The following is a 17,886-nucleotide window of genomic DNA, read 5'->3' as shown; positions in this document are numbered from 1 at the left end:
GCCATGGGGACCTTCTTCGAGCTCGACGGGGAGGGCGGGGCGGAGCGGGGCTCCGTCCTGCCAGGGTACTGACTGCCCGGGGCCCGTTCGACTCCCGCCGCCCGATGGCGTATCCTGGATCTCCGGTACCGCGTTCACGGTCGATCCCACGAGGGTTCGGCCGGCTCCGTCGGTCCGAAGGGTAGTGGCGCAATTGGTAGCGCAGCGGTCTCCAAAACCGCAGGTTGCAGGTTCGAGTCCTGTCTGCCCTGCTCGATGCCGAGCCTTGTGCTCGGCATCGGACGTGTAGAAAGCGATTCGGCGATCCGACGAGTGAGGCCACGTGACTGAGATGGCGGCGAACGGCGGGGGGCCCGCCCCCACGCCGAGCAGGCAGCGTCGCGGGCTGTTCGCGCGGATCGCGCTGTTCCTGCGCCAGGTGGTGGACGAGCTCCGCAAGGTCGTCACCCCCACGAGCGAGGAGCTGCTGCGCACGACCGGAGTGGTGCTCGCCTTCGTGGCGTTCATGATCCTGCTGGTCATGGGGCTGGACTGGGTGTTCGGCACCGTGGCGGGTCTCCTGTTCGGCGCCGGCGGCCTCTGAGCCCGGCGCGGACGGTCCCGACGTCGCAGGACGCGTCCCCCGCACGCCCGTGAGGGCCCTCCCCGACGGCAGGGCCCGCCGTCCGTCAGCAGAAAGCAGGAACCGTGTCCGAGCAGGAACTGGATCGTCAGCCCGCCGAGGAGTCCGTCCCGATGTCGGAGGACGCCGTGGCCGAGGAGACCGCCGAGACCGCGCAGGACGCCGGCACGCCCGTCGAGGACGCCCTGGACGAGGTCGCCGGCAGCGGTGACGAGACCGCCGAGGCCACCGTGCAGGAGGCCGACCTGGCCGTCGCCGAGGGCGAGGACGCACCGACCCCCGTCGAGGAGCAGTCCGACGACGAGCCCGCCGTGGACCCCGCCGAGGAGCTGCGCACCCGCCTGCGCCGCCAGCCCGGCGACTGGTACGTCGTCCACACCTACGCCGGCTACGAGAAGCGCGTGAAGACGAACCTCGAGGCCCGCATCCTGACCCAGGACATGGAGGACTCGATCTACGAGATCGAGGTCCCCATGGAGGAGGTCGTGGAGATCAAGAACACCACGCGCAAGATCGTCTCGCGCGTGCGCATCCCGGGCTACGTGCTCGTCCGCATGGACCTCGACGACGCCTCGTGGGGCGTCGTACGGCACACCCCGGGCGTCACGGGCTTCGTGGGCAACGACGCCCACCACCCGCAGCCGCTCAGCCTGGACGAGGTGTACGACATGCTCGCCCCGTCCGTGATCCAGGAGGCCGCCCGCGCCGCCGAGAAGGCCGGCCTGGCCGTCCCCGCCGCGGCCGAGTCCGGCGCGCCCGCCGCCCCCGCGATCCACGTGGACTTCGAGGTCGGCGAGTCGGTCACCGTCAACGACGGCCCGTTCGAGACCCTCCCGGCCACGATCTCCGAGATCAAGCCGGAGGCCCAGCAGCTCGTGGTGCTCGTCTCGATCTTCGAGCGCGAGACCCCCGTGACGCTGTCCTTCAACCAGGTGACCAAGGCCATCTGAGGACACCCGACGCTTCCGCACCGGGCCGGCCGCCTGCCGGCCCGGACGCGGCACCGGCCGCCGCGCCACGGCGGCCACCGCCCCCGGTGCGCTCCTGCGCCGAGGGTCCCCCAGTGAGAGAAGGATCCACTCATGGCTCCCAAGAAGAAGGTCACCGGTCTGATCAAGCTTCAGATCCAGGCCGGCGCCGCCACCCGCGAGATCGCCGGCGAGCTCATCCGCCTGTACTCGGCCCGCATGGCCTCGCGCGGCCACGCGTTCGCCCCGGACACCCCGTGGCAGGCCGAGCTGGAGGAGGCGTTCCCGTTCATCGAGCCGCCCATCGGCCCCGCCCTGGGCCAGCACGGCGTGAACATCATGGAGTTCTGCAAGGCGTACAACGCCGCCACCGAGTCGCAGCGCGGCAACGTGGTCCCGGTCGAGATCACCGTGTACGAGGACCGCTCGTTCACCTTCGTGACCAAGACCCCGCCGGCCGCCGAGCTCATCAAGAAGGCCGCCGGCGTCGCCAAGGGCTCCGCCACCCCGCACACGGCCAAGGTCGGCACGCTGACCCAGGCCCAGTGCGAGGAGATCGCCCAGACCAAGATGGAGGACCTGAACGCCAACGACGTCCAGGCCGCCGCCAAGATCATCGCGGGCACCGCCCGCTCGATGGGCATCACCGTCGAGGGCTGACGCCCACCCCCACCCCCTTCCAGTGGCAGGGCCGAGCGCGGCCCGCAGACCACGACTGCACAAGGAGAAGAACGCAGATGGCACAGCGCAGCAAGGCATACAAGGCGGCCAAGGCCGCGATCGGCGAGGATCTGTACTCGCCGGTGGAGGCGATCCGCCTCGCCAAGGAGACCAACCCCTCCAAGACCGACGCCACCGTGGAGGTGGCCCTCCGCCTCTCGGTCGACCCCCGCAAGGCCGACCAGATGGTCCGCGGCTCCGTGAGCCTGCCCCACGGCACCGGCAAGACCGCCCGCGTCGTCGTGTTCGCCACCGGTGACCGCGCCGAGGCCGCCCGCGCCGCCGGCGCGGACGTCGTGGGCGACGACGACCTGATCGCCCGGATCTCCGAGGGCTGGGTGGACTTCGACGCCGCCGTGGCCTCCCCGGAGCTCATGGGCAAGGTCGGCCGTCTGGGCAAGGTGCTCGGCCCCCGCAACCTGATGCCGAACCCCAAGACCGGCACCGTGACCCCGGACGTGGCCAAGGCCGTGGCCGACATCAAGGGCGGCAAGATCGACTTCCGCGTCGACAAGCACTCCAACCTGCACTTCATCATCGGCAAGACCTCCTTCGAGGCCAAGGCCCTGGTGGAGAACTACGCCGCAGCCCTCGAGGAGGTCCTGCGTCTGAAGCCGTCCTCCTCCAAGGGCCGCTACATCTCCAAGGCCACCGTGGCCACCACCTTCGGCCCGGGCGTGCCCATGGACCCGAACGTGACCTCGGTGGACTCCTCCGAGCTCTGAGCCACGCGGCCCCGGTGATCGGGGCCCACGACGTCGGCCGGTCGTCCCCGCAGCGGGGACGACCGGCCGGCGTCGTCCCGGGTCGATTTTGCGGGCCCGCCCCGGACGTGTACGCTGGTGCCTACCGAAGACCGCCGGTCGTGGTGCCCTGCCTCCGGGCAGAGCCCACCGAAGGATCTCCCTGACGGAGACGGCCCGCGCAGGTGAACGTGAGCCACGCTCGCATCCGCACGTCGACCCTCCGGGTCCGGCCGCGTCGATGCTCCTGCTGCGCCCCGTGCATCTGCACGGGGCGCTTTCTCGTCTCGGGGTGGCGGTTCCCACGCATCATCGAGAGGAGTGCCATGGCGACGTCCGCGAAGGAGTCGGCGGTGGCTGAGCTCACGGACCTGTTCCGTGAGTCCAGCGCCGCTGTTCTGACGGAATACCGTGGCCTGACGGTGACGGAGCTCAAGCAGCTGCGCGACTCCATCCGTCAGGACGCGACCTACGCCGTGGCGAAGAACACGCTGGCCGAGATCGCGGCCAAGGACGCCGGTCTGGAGGGCCTCGAGGCTCACCTGTCCGGTCCCACCGCGATCGCGTTCGTGACCGGGGACCCGGTCAACGTCGCGAAGGCCCTGCGTGACTTTGCCAAGGATCACGAGAAGCTCGTGCTCAAGGGCGGCTACATGGATGGCCAGCCCCTGGACGAGGCCGGCATCAAGAAGCTCGCGGACCTCGAGTCCCGCGAGGTGCTGCTGGCCAAGTTCGCCGGCGCGATGAAGGGCAGCATGTCCAAGGCTGCCGCCCTGTTCCAGGCGCCGCTGTCCAAGACCGTCCGCACGGTCGAGGCGCTGCGCGCCGCGCAGGGCGAGGCTGCCTGAGCAGTCCGCCCCGGGCTGCACGGCCCACCACTTCACACGTAGTCAAGACGTACCCGTAAAGGAGCCATCATGGCCAAGCTGACCACCGAAGAGCTGCTCGCCGCGTTCGAGGAGCTGACCCTCATCGAGCTGTCCGAGTTCATCAAGGCGTTCGAGGAGAAGTTCGACGTCACCGCCGCCGCCCCCGTGGCCGTGGCCGCCGCCGGCGGTGCCGCCGGTGGTGCCGAGGCCGCCGCCGCCGAGGAGAAGGACGAGTTCGACGTCGTCCTCGAGGCCGCCGGCGACAAGAAGATCGGCGTCATCAAGGAGGTGCGCGCCCTCACCTCCCTCGGCCTGAAGGAGGCCAAGGACCTGGTGGACGGCGCTCCCAAGCCCATCCTCGAGGGCGTCAACAAGGAGACCGCCGAGAAGGCCAAGGAGCAGCTCGAGGGCGCCGGCGCCACCGTCACCCTCAAGTGATGATCGCGGCCTGAGCCGCATCACGCCTCCTCACGAGGCCCCCGGACCCGCGCTGCGGACCGGGGGCCTCGTGGCGTCCCGGGTCACGCACCCCCGGCTGGACAGGGGCGACGGGCGCGGATAGGATGGATCTTTGCATCTCCCCTGTTCCGTGCCGCCCGCAGGACCTCGCGTCCCGCCGTGGCCCGCACGGTTCCGCACGGCCTTCATATAGCGGTGGGCCGGCGCCGCCGTCTCGCGGCAGGGGAGCGAACGGAACCCAGAAGGCCTGTGGAAGGATCCTACGTGGTCGCCTCGAGCACCTCCAACGAAACCGCTACCGTCTCCCCGCGATCCGGCGCCTCCGCCGGACGCGTCTCCTTCGCCAAGATCTCCGAGCCGCTGGACGTGCCGGACCTGCTGGCGCTGCAGACCGAGTCGTTCGACCGCCTGATCGGCAATGAGCGGTGGGCCGCGCGCGTGGACGCCGCCCTGGCCGCCGACGACCACTCCGTGCCCGTCACCTCGGGACTGACGGACATCTTCGAGGAGATCTCCCCGATCGAGGACTTCCAGGGCACCATGTCCCTGTCCTTCGCCGAGCCCGAGTTCGCCGACGCGAAGATGACGGAGGAGGAGTGCAAGGATCGCGACGCGACCTTCTCCGCCCCGCTGTACGTCAAGGCCGAGTTCATGAACAACACGACCGGCGAGATCAAGCAGCAGACCGTCTTCATGGGCGACTTCCCGCTGATGACCCGCAACGGCACGTTCATCATCAACGGCACCGAGCGCGTCGTCGTCTCCCAGCTGGTCCGCTCCCCGGGCGCCTACTTCGAGCGCACCCCGGACAAGACCTCGGACAAGGAGATCTTCTCCGCGAAGATCATCCCCTCGCGCGGCGCCTGGTTCGAGCTCGAGGTGGACAAGCGTGACCAGGTCGGCGTCCGCCTCGACCGCAAGCGCAAGCAGCCCGTGACGGTGCTGCTCAAGGCCATGGGCTGGACCGAGTCCCGCATCCTGGAGGAGTTCGGCCACTACGACTCCATCCGCGCCACCCTCGAGAAGGACGGCACCGCGGACCAGGACGAGGCCCTGCTCGACATCTACCGCAAGCTGCGCCCGGGCGAGCCGGCCGCCGTCGACGCCGCGCAGACGCTGCTGAACAACCTGTACTTCACCCCGAAGCGCTACGACCTCGCCAAGGTGGGCCGCTACAAGCTCAACCGCAAGCTCGGCGTGGACGTGCACCTCGGCGACCCCAACGCGTCTGTGCTCACCGAGGACGACATCGTCCAGATGGTGCACTTCATCGCCGCGCTGCACGCCGGCGAGACCGTCATCAAGGGCACGCGCGACGGCGAGCCGGTGGATGTGCGCGTGGAGATCGACGACATCGACCACTTCGGCAACCGTCGCATCCGTGCGGTGGGCGAGCTGATCGAGAACCAGATCCGCACCGGCCTGTCCCGCATGGAGCGCGTCGTGCGCGAGCGCATGACCACCCAGGACGTCGAGGCGATCACCCCGCAGACCCTGATCAACATCCGCCCCGTGGTGGCGGCGATCAAGGAGTTCTTCGGCACCTCGCAGCTGTCCCAGTTCATGGACCAGAACAACCCGCTGGCCGGCCTGACGCACAAGCGTCGCCTGTCCGCGCTCGGCCCGGGCGGCCTGTCCCGCGACCGTGCCGGCATGGAGGTCCGTGACGTCCACCCGTCGCACTACGGCCGCATGTGCCCCATCGAGACCCCGGAAGGCCCGAACATCGGCCTCATCGGGTCGCTGGCGACCTTCGGCCGGATCAACTCCTTCGGCTTCATCGAGACCCCGTACCGCCGCGTGGTCGACGGCCGGGTCACGGACACCGTGGACTACCTGACCGCCGACGACGAGCTGGCCTTCCAGATCGCCCAGGCGAACGCCCCGGTGGATGAGGACGGCCGGTTCGAGGAGGAGTTCGTGCTCTGCCGCCAGCGCGGCGGCGACGGCGAGCCCGTGCTCTCGACCGTGGACGAGATCGACTACATGGACGTGTCCCCGCGCCAGATGGTGTCGGCGGCCACCGCCCTGATCCCGTTCCTCGAGCACGACGACGCCAACCGCGCGCTCATGGGCGCGAACATGCAGCGTCAGGCCGTGCCGCTGCTCCGCTCCGAGGCCCCCTACGTGGGCACCGGCATGGAGAAGTACGTGGCCGTGGACGCGGGCGACTCCGTGACGGCCACCCAGGGCGGCGTCGTGACCGAGGTGGCCGCGGACCTGGTGACCGTCATGAACGACGACGGCACCACCACGCACTACCCGATCATGAAGTTCGCCCGCTCGAACCAGGGCAACGCCTACAACCAGCGGGTGCGCGTCTCCGAGGGCGAGCGGGTGGAGCCGCTGAGCATCATCGCCGACGGTCCCGCCACGGACAACGGCGAGCTCGCGCTCGGCAAGAACCTCCTCGTCGCGTTCATGCCCTGGGAGGGCCTGAACTACGAGGACGCGATCATCCTGTCCCAGCGCATGGTCTCGGAGGACGTCCTCACCTCGATCCACATCGAGGAGCACGAGGTCGACGCCCGCGACACCAAGCTGGGCGCCGAGGAGATCACGCGCGACATCCCCAACGTGTCCGAGGAGGTGCTCTCGCAGCTCGACGAGCGCGGCATCATCCACATCGGCGCCGAGGTGGAGGCCGGCGACATCCTGGTCGGCCGCGTGACCCCGAAGGGCGAGACCGAGCTGACCCCGGAGGAGCGCCTGCTGCGCGCGATCTTCGGCGAGAAGTCCCGCGAGGTCCGCGACACGTCCCTGAAGGTGCCGCACGGCGAGTCCGGCACCGTCATCGGCGTGCGCATCTTCGACCGCGACGAGGACGACGACCTGCCCCCGGGCGTGAACCAGCTGGTGCGCGTCTACGTGGCGCAGAAGCGCAAGATCACCGACGGCGACAAGATGGCCGGCCGCCACGGCAACAAGGGCGTCATCTCGAAGATCCTGCCGCTCGAGGACATGCCGTTCCTGGCGGACGGCACCCCGGTGGACATCGTGCTGAACCCGCTCGGCGTCCCCGGCCGCATGAACCTCGGCCAGGTCATGGAGCTGCACCTGGGCTGGGCCGCCTCGCGCGGCTGGGACATCCAGGGCGAGCCGGAGTGGATCAAGGACCTGCCGAACTTCCCGCGGCAGTCCGGTCCGGTCAACGTGGCCACCCCGGTGTTCGACGGCGCCGAGGCGTACGAGATCACGGGCCTGCTCGGCCACGTGAACGTGACCCGCGACGGCGACCGTCTCATGAGCGACAGCGGCAAGGCGCAGCTGTTCGACGGCCGCACCGGCGAGCCGTTCCCGGACCCGGTGTCCGTGGGCTACATGTACATGCTCAAGCTGCACCACCTGGTGGACGACAAGATCCACGCCCGTTCCACGGGCCCGTACTCGATGATCACGCAGCAGCCGCTGGGCGGTAAGGCCCAGTTCGGCGGCCAGCGCTTCGGCGAGATGGAGGTGTGGGCGCTCGAGGCGTACGGCGCGGCGTTCACCCTCCAGGAGCTGCTGACCATCAAGTCCGACGACATCCACGGCCGCGTGAAGGTCTACGAGGCCATCGTCAAGGGCGAGAACATCCCGGAGCCGGGTGTTCCCGAGTCCTTCAAGGTGCTCATCAAGGAGATGCAGTCCCTCTGCCTGAACGTGGAGGTCCTCTCCGCCGACGGCCAGGCCATCGAGATGCGCGACGCGGAGGACGAGGTCTACCGCGCCGCCGAGGAGCTGGGCATCGACCTCTCCCACGCCGAGCCCAGCTCGGTGGAGGAAGTCTGAGCCGGGCCCGATCCCGCATCCACAAGACGTCACCTGAGAACCACTGAACCAAGGGAGTTCACCGGAGCATGAGCGTGAACAGCATGTCCACTGACAACTCTTTCGGCCTGATGCGCATCGGCCTGGCCACGGCGGAGGACATCCGCCGCTGGTCCTACGGCGAGGTCAAGAAGCCGGAGACCATCAACTACCGCACCCTGAAGCCGGAGAAGGACGGACTCTTCTGCGAGAAGATCTTCGGCCCCACCCGTGACTGGGAGTGCGCGTGCGGCAAGTACAAGCGCGTGCGCTTCAAGGGCATCATCTGCGAGCGCTGCGGCGTCGAGGTGACCCGCTCGAAGGTGCGCCGCGACCGCATGGGCCACATCGAGCTGGCTGCGCCGGTCACCCACATCTGGTACTTCAAGGGCGTGCCCTCGCGCCTGGGCTACCTGCTGGACCTGGCGCCGAAGGACCTCGAGAAGGTCATCTACTTCGCGGCGTACATGATCACCTCGGTGGACGAGGAGGCCCGGCACCGCGACCTGGCCAACCTCCAGGCCGAGTACGACCAGGAGACCCGTGTCCTGGCCGACCAGCGTGACTCCGACATCGCCGCGGTGGCCGCCGACCTCGAGAAGGACCTGGCCAAGCTGGAGTCCGAGGGCGCCAAGGCCGCCGAGAAGAAGAAGGCCCGCGACGCCGCGGACAAGACCATGGCGCAGATCCGCAAGCGCGCGGACGCGGACCTGGACCGCAAGGAGCAGGTCTGGGACCGCTTCAAGAACCTCAAGGTCGCCGACCTCGAGGGCGACGAGGGTCTGTACCGCGCCATGCGGGACAAGTACGGCCAGTACTTCGAGGGCTCGATGGGCGCGGAGGCGATCCAGCGTCGCCTGCAGACCTTCGACCTCGAGGCCGAGTCCGAGATGCTGCGTGAGACCATCAAGACGGGCAAGGGCCAGCGCAAGACCCGCGCCTTGAAGCGCCTGAAGGTCGTCAACGCGTTCCTGACCACGGACAACTCGCCCGAGGGCATGGTCCTGGACGCCGTCCCGGTGATCCCGCCGGAGCTGCGTCCGATGGTGCAGCTGGACGGCGGCCGCTTCGCGACCTCCGACCTCAACGACCTGTACCGTCGCGTGATCAACCGCAACAACCGCCTGAAGCGGCTGCTCGACCTCGGCGCGCCCGAGATCATCGTCAACAACGAGAAGCGCATGCTGCAGGAGGCCGTGGACTCGCTGTTCGACAACGGCCGCCGCGGCCGGCCGGTGACCGGCCCGGGCAACCGCCCGCTCAAGTCACTCTCCGACATGCTCAAGGGCAAGCAGGGCCGGTTCCGTCAGAACCTGCTCGGCAAGCGCGTGGACTACTCGGGCCGCTCGGTCATCGTGGTGGGTCCCCAGCTCAAGCTGCACCAGTGCGGCCTGCCGAAGCAGATGGCGCTGGAGCTGTTCAAGCCGTTCGTGATGAAGCGTCTCGTGGACCTGAACCACGCGCAGAACATCAAGTCCGCCAAGCGCATGGTGGAGCGCTTCCGTCCGCAGGTCTGGGACGTGCTCGAGGAGGTCATCACCGAGCACCCGGTCCTGCTGAACCGCGCCCCCACCCTGCACCGTCTGGGCATCCAGGCCTTCGAGCCGCAGCTCGTGGAAGGCAAGGCCCTGCAGCTGCACCCGCTGGTCTGCTCCGCGTTCAACGCGGACTTCGACGGCGACCAGATGGCGGTCCACCTGCCCCTGTCGCCGGAGGCCCAGGCCGAGGCGCGCCTGCTCATGCTCTCGAGCCACAACATCCTGAAGCCCTCGGACGGCCGTGCGGTCGCCGTGCCGGCCCAGGACATGATCATCGGACTGAACCACCTCACCACGGTGCGTCCGGACGAGGTCGGCGCGGGCAACCTGTACGCGACCGTCGGCGAGGCCATCATGGCGTTCGACGGCGGCGACCTGCACCTGAACGCGCCCGCGCGGATCGGCGTCGAGGGCTTCGTGCCGTCGGCGGACGTGCCGGCCCCCGAGGGCTGGTCCGAGGGCGAGATCGCCCTCATCGAGACCACCCTGGGCAAGGTGCTGTTCAACGAGCTGCTGCCGGACGACTACCCGTGGCTGGACAAGCAGGCGACCAAGGGCACCCTCGGTCAGCTGGTCAACGACCTGGCCGAGCGCTACCCGATGGTCGTCACCGCGCAGACGCTGGACAACCTCAAGGACGCCGGCTTCCACTGGGGCACCTGGTCGGGTGTGACCGTGGCGATCTCGGACATCACCTCCGACTTCGACAAGGCCGCCATCATGGAGGGCTACGAGGAGCAGGCCCAGCGCGTGCAGCAGCAGTACGACAAGGGCCTGATCGCGGACGACGAGCGTCGCTCCGAGCTGATCGACATCTGGAACAAGGCCACCGACGAGGTCGCCGCGGCCATGAAGGACGGCCTGCCGGAGCTCAACACCATCAACCGCATGGTGTCCTCCGGTGCGCGAGGCAACTGGCTCCAGGTGCGCCAGATCGCGGGCATCCGCGGCCTCGTGGCCAACCCGAAGGGTGAGATCATCCCGCGTCCGATCAAGTCCTCGTACCGCGAGGGCCTGTCCGTGCTCGAGTACTTCTCCGCCACCCACGGCGCCCGCAAGGGCCTCGCGGACACCGCGCTGAAGACCGCGAACTCGGGCTACCTGACCCGTCGTCTCGTCGATGTGTCCCAGGACGTCATCGTCCGCGAGGACGACTGCGGCACCGAGCGCGGCCTGTCCGTCACGATCGCCGCCCCGAACGCCGACGGCGAGCTGGTGGCCCACGAGCAGGTCGAGAACTCGGCCTTCGCCCGCACGCTGGCCCAGGACGTCACGGGCGAGGACGGCACGGTGCTGGCCTCGGCCGGTGCGGACGTGGGCGACGTGCTGATCGGCGAGCTGGTGGCCGCCGGCGTCACGGAGATCAAGGTCCGCTCGGTCCTGACCTGCGAGTCCGCCGTGGGCACCTGCGCGAAGTGCTACGGCCGCTCCATGGCCACCGGCCAGCTGGTGGACATCGGCGAGGCCGTCGGCATCATCGCGGCCCAGTCGATCGGTGAGCCGGGCACCCAGCTCACCATGCGCACGTTCCACACCGGCGGTGTGGCCTCGGCCGACGACATCACGCAGGGTCTGCCCCGCATCCAGGAGCTCTTCGAGGCCCGCACCCCGAAGGGCGTGGCCCCGATCTCCGAGGTCGCCGGCCGCGTGACCATCGAGGACACCGAGGCGTCCGTGCGCCTGCTGCTCACGCCGGACGACGGCTCCGAGGAGATCGCCTACCCGGTGCTGCGCCGTGCGCGCATCCTCGTGGCCGACGGCGAGCACGTGCCGGTGGGCACGCAGCTCGTGGCCGGCGCCGTGGACCCGAAGCAGGTCCTGCGCGTGCTCGGCCCGCGGGCCGCGCAGCGGTTCCTCGTGGACGAGGTGCAGAACGTGTACCAGTCCCAGGGCGTGGGCATCCACGACAAGCACGTGGAGGTCATCGTCCGGCAGATGCTGCGTCGCATCACCGTCATCGAGTCCGGTGACACCGACCTGCTGCCGGGCGAGCTCACGGACCGGGCGCGCTTCGTGGCCGCCAACCGCGCCGCCGTCGCTGAGGGCCGCCAGCCGGCCTCCGGCCGCGACGAGCTGATGGGCATCACGAAGGCCTCGCTGGCCACGGACTCGTGGCTGTCGGCCGCGTCCTTCCAGGAGACGACCCGCGTCCTGACGCAGGCGGCCATGGAGGGCAAGTCCGACCCGCTGCTGGGCCTGAAGGAGAACGTGATCATCGGCAAGCTGATCCCGGCCGGCACGGGCCTGGACCGCTACACGAAGACCGTCGTGGAGCCGACGGAGGAGGCGAAGGCCAACCTGTTCGCCTCGCCGGCCGGCTTCGCGGACTTCGACTACCCGGGTCTGGACCAGTCGCTCGGCGAGAACGACTTCCACGCCGTCTCGTTGGACGACTACGACCGCGGGGGCGACTTCCGCGCCTGATCCCCGTCCCCCAGGGGGCCCGCCGTTCCGCCGCTCACGCGGGGGAGCGGCGGGCCCCTTGGCGTGCGGGGCCGGCTCGTCGACGGCGCCGGGGCGTGCTATGCTGTCAAGGATTGTTTTTCGTGTGGCAAATTGGACGCTGTCCGGGTCGCGGGGTCATTGCGCGGCAGATGCCACACTTTTGCACGCCTGCGGACGTCTGCTCGTTGCGAGCCCCCACAGGGAGAGGCAGAGCAGAGGAACGAGCAGCCGGCGCCCCGGGCGCCGGTCGATCACGTCAGCGATCACCGAAACACAGGAAGGCTGAAGAGTGCCTACGATTCAGCAGCTGGTCCGCAAGGGCCGCTCACCCAAGGTCGTCAATACGAAGGCCCCTGCCCTGCAGGGGAACCCCATGCGTCGTGGCGTGTGCACCCGTGTGTACACCACCACGCCCAAGAAGCCGAACTCGGCGCTGCGCAAGGTCGCCCGTGTGCGCCTGAACGGCGGCATCGAGGTCACGGCCTACATCCCCGGCGAGGGCCACAACCTGCAGGAGCATTCGATCGTGCTCGTCCGCGGCGGTCGTGTGAAGGACCTGCCCGGCGTGCGCTACAAGATCGTGCGCGGCGCCCTCGACACCCAGGGCGTGAAGAACCGCGGCCAGGCCCGCTCCCGCTACGGCGCCAAGAAGGAGAAGAAGTAATGCCTCGTAAGGGTCCTGCGCCGAAGCGCCCCCTCGTCGTCGATCCCGTCTACGGCTCCCCGCTGGTCACGCAGCTGATCAACAAGGTGCTCGTCGACGGCAAGAAGTCCACCGCCGAGCGCATCGTGTACGGCGCGCTCGAGGGCGCCCGTGCCAAGAACGGCGCCGATCCCGTGGCCACCCTCAAGAAGGCCATGGACAACATCAAGCCGGCCCTCGAGGTGCGCTCCCGCCGCGTCGGCGGCGCCACCTACCAGGTGCCCGTCGAGGTCAAGCCGGGCCGCTCCACGGCCCTGGCCCTGCGCTGGCTGGTCGGCTTCTCCAAGGCCCGCCGTGAGAAGACCATGACCGAGCGTCTGATGAACGAGATCCTGGACGCCTCGAACGGCCTGGGCGGCGCCGTGAAGCGTCGCGAGGACACCCACAAGATGGCCGAGGCCAACAAGGCCTTCGCCCACTACCGCTGGTGATCCGTGTGGCCCGGGGCGCGCGATCCGCGCCTCGGGCCGCAGGTGCGTCCTCTCGGACGGGCCACCCACCGCATCCACCTCACGAGCCCCCCCATTCCACCCGACCAAGGGAGACACCGTGGCACAGGACGTGCTGACCGACCTGCACAAGGTCCGCAACATCGGCATCATGGCCCACATCGATGCCGGCAAGACCACCACCACCGAGCGCATCCTGTTCTACACGGGTGTCAACCACAAGCTGGGCGAGACCCACGACGGCGGCGCGACGACGGACTGGATGGAGCAGGAGAAGGAGCGCGGCATCACCATCACCTCCGCCGCGGTGACCTGCTTCTGGAACGACCACCAGATCAACATCATCGACACCCCCGGCCACGTGGACTTCACGGTCGAGGTGGAGCGCTCGCTGCGCGTGCTCGACGGCGCCGTCGCCGTGTTCGACGGCAAGGAGGGCGTGGAGCCCCAGTCGGAGACCGTGTGGCGCCAGGCGGACAAGTACAACGTCCCGCGCATCTGCTTCGTCAACAAGATGGACAAGCTGGGCGCGGACTTCTACTTCACCGTCGACACCATCGTGAAGCGCCTCGGCGCGCGTCCGCTCGTGATGCAGCTGCCGATCGGCGCCGAGAACGACTTCGTGGGCGTCGTCGACCTGCTCTCCATGAAGGCCTTCGTGTGGCCGGGTGACGCCAAGGGCGACGTCACCATGGGCGCCTCCTATGAGACCCGCGAGATCCCCGCCGAGCTCCAGGAGAAGGCCGAGGAGTACCGCAACGAGCTCGTCGAGGCCGTCGCCGAGACCTCCGAGGAGCTCATGGAGAAGTACCTCGAGGGCGAGGAGCTCACCGTCGAGGAGATCCAGGCCGGCGTGCGCCAGCTGACCGTGAACGCCGAGGCCTACCCGGTGTTCTGCGGCTCCGCGTTCAAGAACCGTGGCGTGCAGCCGATGCTGGACGCCGTGGTCGCCTACCTGCCGAACCCGCTGGACGCCGGCTCCGTCAAGGGCCACGCCGTGAACGACGAGGAGGAGGTGCTGGAGCGCGAGGCGTCGAAGGAGGCCCCGTTCTCGGCGCTCGCCTTCAAGATCGCCACGCACCCCTTCTTCGGCACGCTGACCTTCATCCGCGTGTACTCCGGCCGCCTGGAGTCCGGTGCGCAGATCCTCAACGCCACCAAGGGCAAGAAGGAGCGCATCGGCAAGCTGTTCCAGATGCACGCCAACAAGGAGAACCCGGTGGACGAGGTGGTCGCCGGCCACATCTACGCCGTGATCGGCCTCAAGGACACCACCACGGGCGACACCCTGTGCGATCCCGCGAACCCGATCATCCTCGAGTCGATGACCTTCCCGGAGCCCGTGATCTCCGTGGCCATCGAGCCGAAGACCAAGGGTGACCAGGAGAAGCTCTCCACCGCCATCCAGAAGCTCGTCGCCGAGGACCCCACGTTCCGCGTGAACCTCAACGAGGAGACCGGCCAGACCGAGATCGGCGGCATGGGCGAGCTCCACCTGGACGTGTTCGTGGACCGTATGAAGCGCGAGTTCAAGGTCGAGGCCAACGTGGGCAAGCCCCAGGTCGCGTACCGCGAGACCATCAAGCGCAAGGTCGACAAGGTCGACTACACGCACAAGAAGCAGACCGGCGGCTCCGGCCAGTTCGCCAAGGTGCAGCTGTCCTTCGAGCCCCTGGACACCGCCGAGGGCGAGGTCTACGAGTTCGAGAACGCCGTCACCGGCGGTCGCGTGCCCCGCGAGTACATCCCCTCGGTGGACGCGGGCATCCAGGACGCCATGCAGTTCGGCGTGCTGGCCGGCTACCCGATGGTCGGCGTGAAGGCCACCCTGCTCGACGGCGCGTACCACGACGTCGACTCCTCGGAGATGGCGTTCAAGATCGCCGGCTCCCAGGCCTTCAAGGAGGGTGTCCGCAAGGCCAACCCGATCATCCTCGAGCCGCTGATGGCCGTGGAGGTCCGCACCCCCGAGGAGTTCATGGGCGACGTCATCGGCGACCTGAACTCCCGCCGCGGCCAGATCCAGTCCATGGAGGACGCCACCGGCGTGAAGGTGGTCAACGCCCTCGTGCCGCTGTCGGAGATGTTCGGCTACATCGGCGACCTGCGCTCCAAGACGCAGGGCCGCGCGGTGTACTCGATGACCTTCCACTCCTACGCCGAGGTCCCCAAGGCCGTGGCGGACGAGATCATCCAGAAGTCCCAGGGCGAGTGACCGCAGGTCACCTGCTCTGAACGACCTGCCCCGGGTCGGCCGCCGCAGCCGCGGCCGGCCCGGGGCGACCGGACCGCCCTCCCCGGCGCGGCGGTCCGCGATCAGGACGGGTCAGGTCCGGTCCGCTTCCGGCGGTCCCGACGGCCTGGAACCGGACTGGCCCTCGTGAGGCCGGGATTTCCCCAACCCCGCACCATCCGAGTAGACTCAGTCAAGTTGTCAGCACGTCGCAGGCGGCTGAGCAGTCTTCTTGACGATGAACCAGTTCTTAGGAGGAACTAGTGGCAAAGGCAAAGTTCGAGCGGACGAAGCCGCACGTCAACATCGGCACCATCGGCCACGTTGACCACGGCAAGACCACGCTGACCGCCGCCATCTCGAAGGTCCTGTACGACAAGTACCCGGACCTGAACGAGGCCCGTGACTTCGCGACGATCGACTCCGCCCCCGAGGAGCGTCAGCGCGGCATCACCATCAACATCTCCCACGTGGAGTACCAGACCGAGAAGCGTCACTACGCCCACGTGGACGCCCCCGGTCACGCCGACTACATCAAGAACATGATCACCGGCGCCGCTCAGATGGACGGCGCGATCCTCGTGGTCGCCGCCACCGACGGCCCGATGGCCCAGACCCGTGAGCACGTGCTCCTGGCCCGCCAGGTCGGCGTGCCGGCCCTGCTCGTGGCCCTGAACAAGTCGGACATGGTCGAGGACGAGGAGCTCCTCGAGCTCGTCGAGATGGAGGTCCGCGAGCTGCTGTCCTCCCAGGACTTCGACGGCGACGAGGCCCCGGTCATCCGCACCTCCGGTCTGAAGGCCCTCGAGGGCGACCCCCAGTGGGTCAAGTCCGTCGAGGACCTCATGGAGGCCGTGGACGAGTTCATCCCGGACCCGGTCCGCGACAAGGACAAGCCGTTCCTGATGCCGATCGAGGACGTCTTCACCATCACCGGTCGTGGCACCGTGGTGACCGGTCGCGCCGAGCGCGGCACCCTGAAGATCAACTCCGAGGTCGAGATCGTCGGCATCCGCGACGTGCAGAAGACCACCGTCACCGGCATCGAGATGTTCCACAAGCAGCTCGACGAGGCCTGGGCCGGCGAGAACTGCGGTCTGCTGCTGCGCGGCCTGAAGCGCGACGACGTCGAGCGCGGCCAGGTCGTGGTGGAGCCGGGCTCCATCACCCCGCACACCAACTTCGAGGCGAACGTCTACATCCTGTCCAAGGACGAGGGTGGGCGTCACAACCCGTTCTACTCGAACTACCGCCCGCAGTTCTACTTCCGCACCACCGACGTCACCGGCGTCATCACGCTGCCCGAGGGCACCGAGATGGTCATGCCCGGCGACACCACCGAGATGTCGGTCGAGCTCATCCAGCCGATCGCCATGGAGGAGGGCCTCGGCTTCGCCATCCGCGAGGGTGGCCGCACCGTGGGCTCCGGCCGCGTCACCAAGATCACCAAGTGATCTGACGCATCCCGTCTCGTGGCTCCGTTGAGCCGCTGACGCGCGACGCCCCCGTCTCCGGGTCTGCCGGAGGCGGGGGCGTCGCCGTGTCTGACGACGGCGCGGCGGCGGCGGCTAGGCTGGGGAGCATGCCTGAACTGCTCATCCTCATCGTGGTGCTCGCCGTGGCCGTCGTGGCCGTGCGCTGGGCGCTGCGGACCTTCCGTCCCGAGATCGACCGTGCCCGACGCATCCGGCGCGCGAACCGCGGCGGGGAGCTGGAGCGGTGAGCCTGCCCGGCCCGCGCCGCCTCTTCGCCGTCACGGCGATGGCCGAGATGTTCACCTGGGCCGGTCTGCTGATCGCCATGGGCCTCAAGTACGGCGGAGTCACGGAGCGGGTGGTGCCGATCGCCGGCGGCGTCCACGGCTTCGTGTTCCTCTGCTACCTCGTGGTGACGGTCGCCGTGTGGATCGACGGGCGGTGGCCCGTGGCCCGCGGACTCCTCGGCCTCGGTTCGACGATCGTCCCGTTCATGACGGTCCCGTTCGAGCGGGCCCAGCGGCGGCGCGGCGAGCCGGCGTCGCGGTGGCAGGTCGTGGACCGCGCGCCGGGGGAGCGGGGGCCCCTCGAACGGCTTCTCGTCGTGGTGCTGCGCCATCCGGTGGTCAGCGCGCTCCTGGCGGTCGCCGTGGTCGCCGTCGTCTTCACCCTGCTGCTCAACGCCGGCCCGCCCACCGAGTGGGGCCGCTGAGCCCTGGGGCCGTCGGGCCCGGCCCGCCGATTGGCGGACCGGGCCCGGTTCTGTCTATACTGATTCGGTTGCTCAAGCGCCATTGCGCTGTCGTCGTGTGTCTCGCGGCGGCAGCTCGGCCCAGATGTGACGTCACCACTCCGACCCACCGCAGGCGTGTG

14 protein-coding genes and 1 tRNA gene are annotated in these 17,886 nt (G+C 69.0%); all 15 read left to right on the top strand.

Annotation, left to right across the window (positions count from 1 at the left end):
- Nucleotides 1-178 precede the first annotated feature (178 nt).
- The 15 genes from J1M37_RS00645 to J1M37_RS00575 all read left to right on the top strand — a co-directional run bounded on the left by J1M37_RS00645 (nt 179) and on the right by J1M37_RS00575 (nt 17,725).
- Nucleotides 179-251: transfer RNA gene (locus tag J1M37_RS00645), tRNA-Trp, on the top strand.
- 80 nt (nt 252-331) lie between these two features.
- Nucleotides 332-583, top strand: coding sequence for a preprotein translocase subunit SecE (gene secE / locus J1M37_RS00640; RefSeq protein ID WP_036317743.1), 252 nt, complete (start codon nt 332-334; stop codon nt 581-583).
- 104 nt (nt 584-687) lie between these two features.
- Nucleotides 688-1,572, top strand: coding sequence for a transcription termination/antitermination protein NusG (gene nusG, locus J1M37_RS00635; protein WP_036317744.1), 885 nt, complete (start codon nt 688-690; stop codon nt 1,570-1,572).
- Between the two features lie 132 nt (nt 1,573-1,704).
- Nucleotides 1,705-2,250 carry a 50S ribosomal protein L11 gene (gene rplK / locus J1M37_RS00630; protein WP_342345099.1) on the top strand — a complete coding sequence of 182 codons (546 nt, stop codon included), beginning with the start codon at nt 1,705-1,707 and terminating at the stop codon, nt 2,248-2,250.
- A 77-nt stretch (nt 2,251-2,327) separates the two neighbouring features.
- Complete coding sequence (gene rplA, locus J1M37_RS00625) at nt 2,328-3,035, top strand: 50S ribosomal protein L1 (protein WP_036317746.1); 708 nt, start codon at nt 2,328-2,330, stop codon at nt 3,033-3,035.
- A 344-nt stretch (nt 3,036-3,379) separates the two neighbouring features.
- Nucleotides 3,380-3,901 carry a 50S ribosomal protein L10 gene (rplJ, locus tag J1M37_RS00620; protein WP_002854782.1) on the top strand — a complete coding sequence of 174 codons (522 nt, stop codon included), beginning with the start codon at nt 3,380-3,382 and terminating at the stop codon, nt 3,899-3,901.
- A 69-nt stretch (nt 3,902-3,970) separates the two neighbouring features.
- The gene (rplL, locus tag J1M37_RS00615; protein WP_036317747.1) at nt 3,971-4,360 is read left to right on the top strand and encodes a 50S ribosomal protein L7/L12; all 390 of its coding nucleotides are present in this window, start codon (nt 3,971-3,973) and stop codon (nt 4,358-4,360) included.
- Between the two features lie 285 nt (nt 4,361-4,645).
- Nucleotides 4,646-8,152, top strand: a complete 3,507-nt coding sequence (gene rpoB, locus J1M37_RS00610) for a DNA-directed RNA polymerase subunit beta (RefSeq protein ID WP_036317750.1) — start codon at nt 4,646-4,648, stop codon at nt 8,150-8,152.
- 83 nt (nt 8,153-8,235) lie between these two features.
- Nucleotides 8,236-12,132 (top strand): DNA-directed RNA polymerase subunit beta', encoded by a 3,897-nt coding sequence (locus tag J1M37_RS00605; protein WP_036317751.1) that lies wholly within the window; start codon nt 8,236-8,238, stop codon nt 12,130-12,132.
- 310 nt (nt 12,133-12,442) lie between these two features.
- Nucleotides 12,443-12,817, top strand: a complete 375-nt coding sequence (gene rpsL / locus J1M37_RS00600) for a 30S ribosomal protein S12 (protein ID WP_002854787.1) — start codon at nt 12,443-12,445, stop codon at nt 12,815-12,817.
- Entirely contained in the window at nt 12,817-13,287 is a 471-nt protein-coding gene (rpsG, locus tag J1M37_RS00595) for a 30S ribosomal protein S7 (RefSeq protein WP_010080379.1), read from the top strand. The genes rpsL and rpsG overlap by 1 nt, the downstream gene beginning before the upstream one ends.
- A gap of 118 nt (nt 13,288-13,405) precedes the next feature.
- A complete protein-coding gene (fusA, locus tag J1M37_RS00590; RefSeq protein ID WP_036381535.1) occupies nt 13,406-15,520 on the top strand; it encodes an elongation factor G in 2,115 nt (704 codons plus the stop codon).
- A 281-nt stretch (nt 15,521-15,801) separates the two neighbouring features.
- Nucleotides 15,802-16,992 (top strand): elongation factor Tu, encoded by a 1,191-nt coding sequence (gene tuf / locus J1M37_RS00585; RefSeq protein ID WP_036317754.1) that lies wholly within the window; start codon nt 15,802-15,804, stop codon nt 16,990-16,992.
- 128 nt (nt 16,993-17,120) lie between these two features.
- Nucleotides 17,121-17,261, top strand: coding sequence for a hypothetical protein (locus tag J1M37_RS00580; protein ID WP_162833779.1), 141 nt, complete (start codon nt 17,121-17,123; stop codon nt 17,259-17,261).
- A complete protein-coding gene (locus J1M37_RS00575) occupies nt 17,258-17,725 on the top strand; it encodes a DUF3817 domain-containing protein (RefSeq protein WP_036317755.1) in 468 nt (155 codons plus the stop codon). The genes J1M37_RS00580 and J1M37_RS00575 overlap by 4 nt, the downstream gene beginning before the upstream one ends.
- The last annotated feature ends 161 nt before the right edge of the window (nt 17,726-17,886 follow it).

Source organism: Micrococcus sp. KRD012, assembly GCF_017168555.1.
Classification (GTDB): Bacteria; Actinomycetota; Actinomycetes; order Actinomycetales; family Micrococcaceae; genus Micrococcus; species Micrococcus luteus.
The sequence above is the reverse complement of the archived record's forward strand: the minus strand, read 5'-3'. Positions and strand labels throughout refer to the sequence as shown.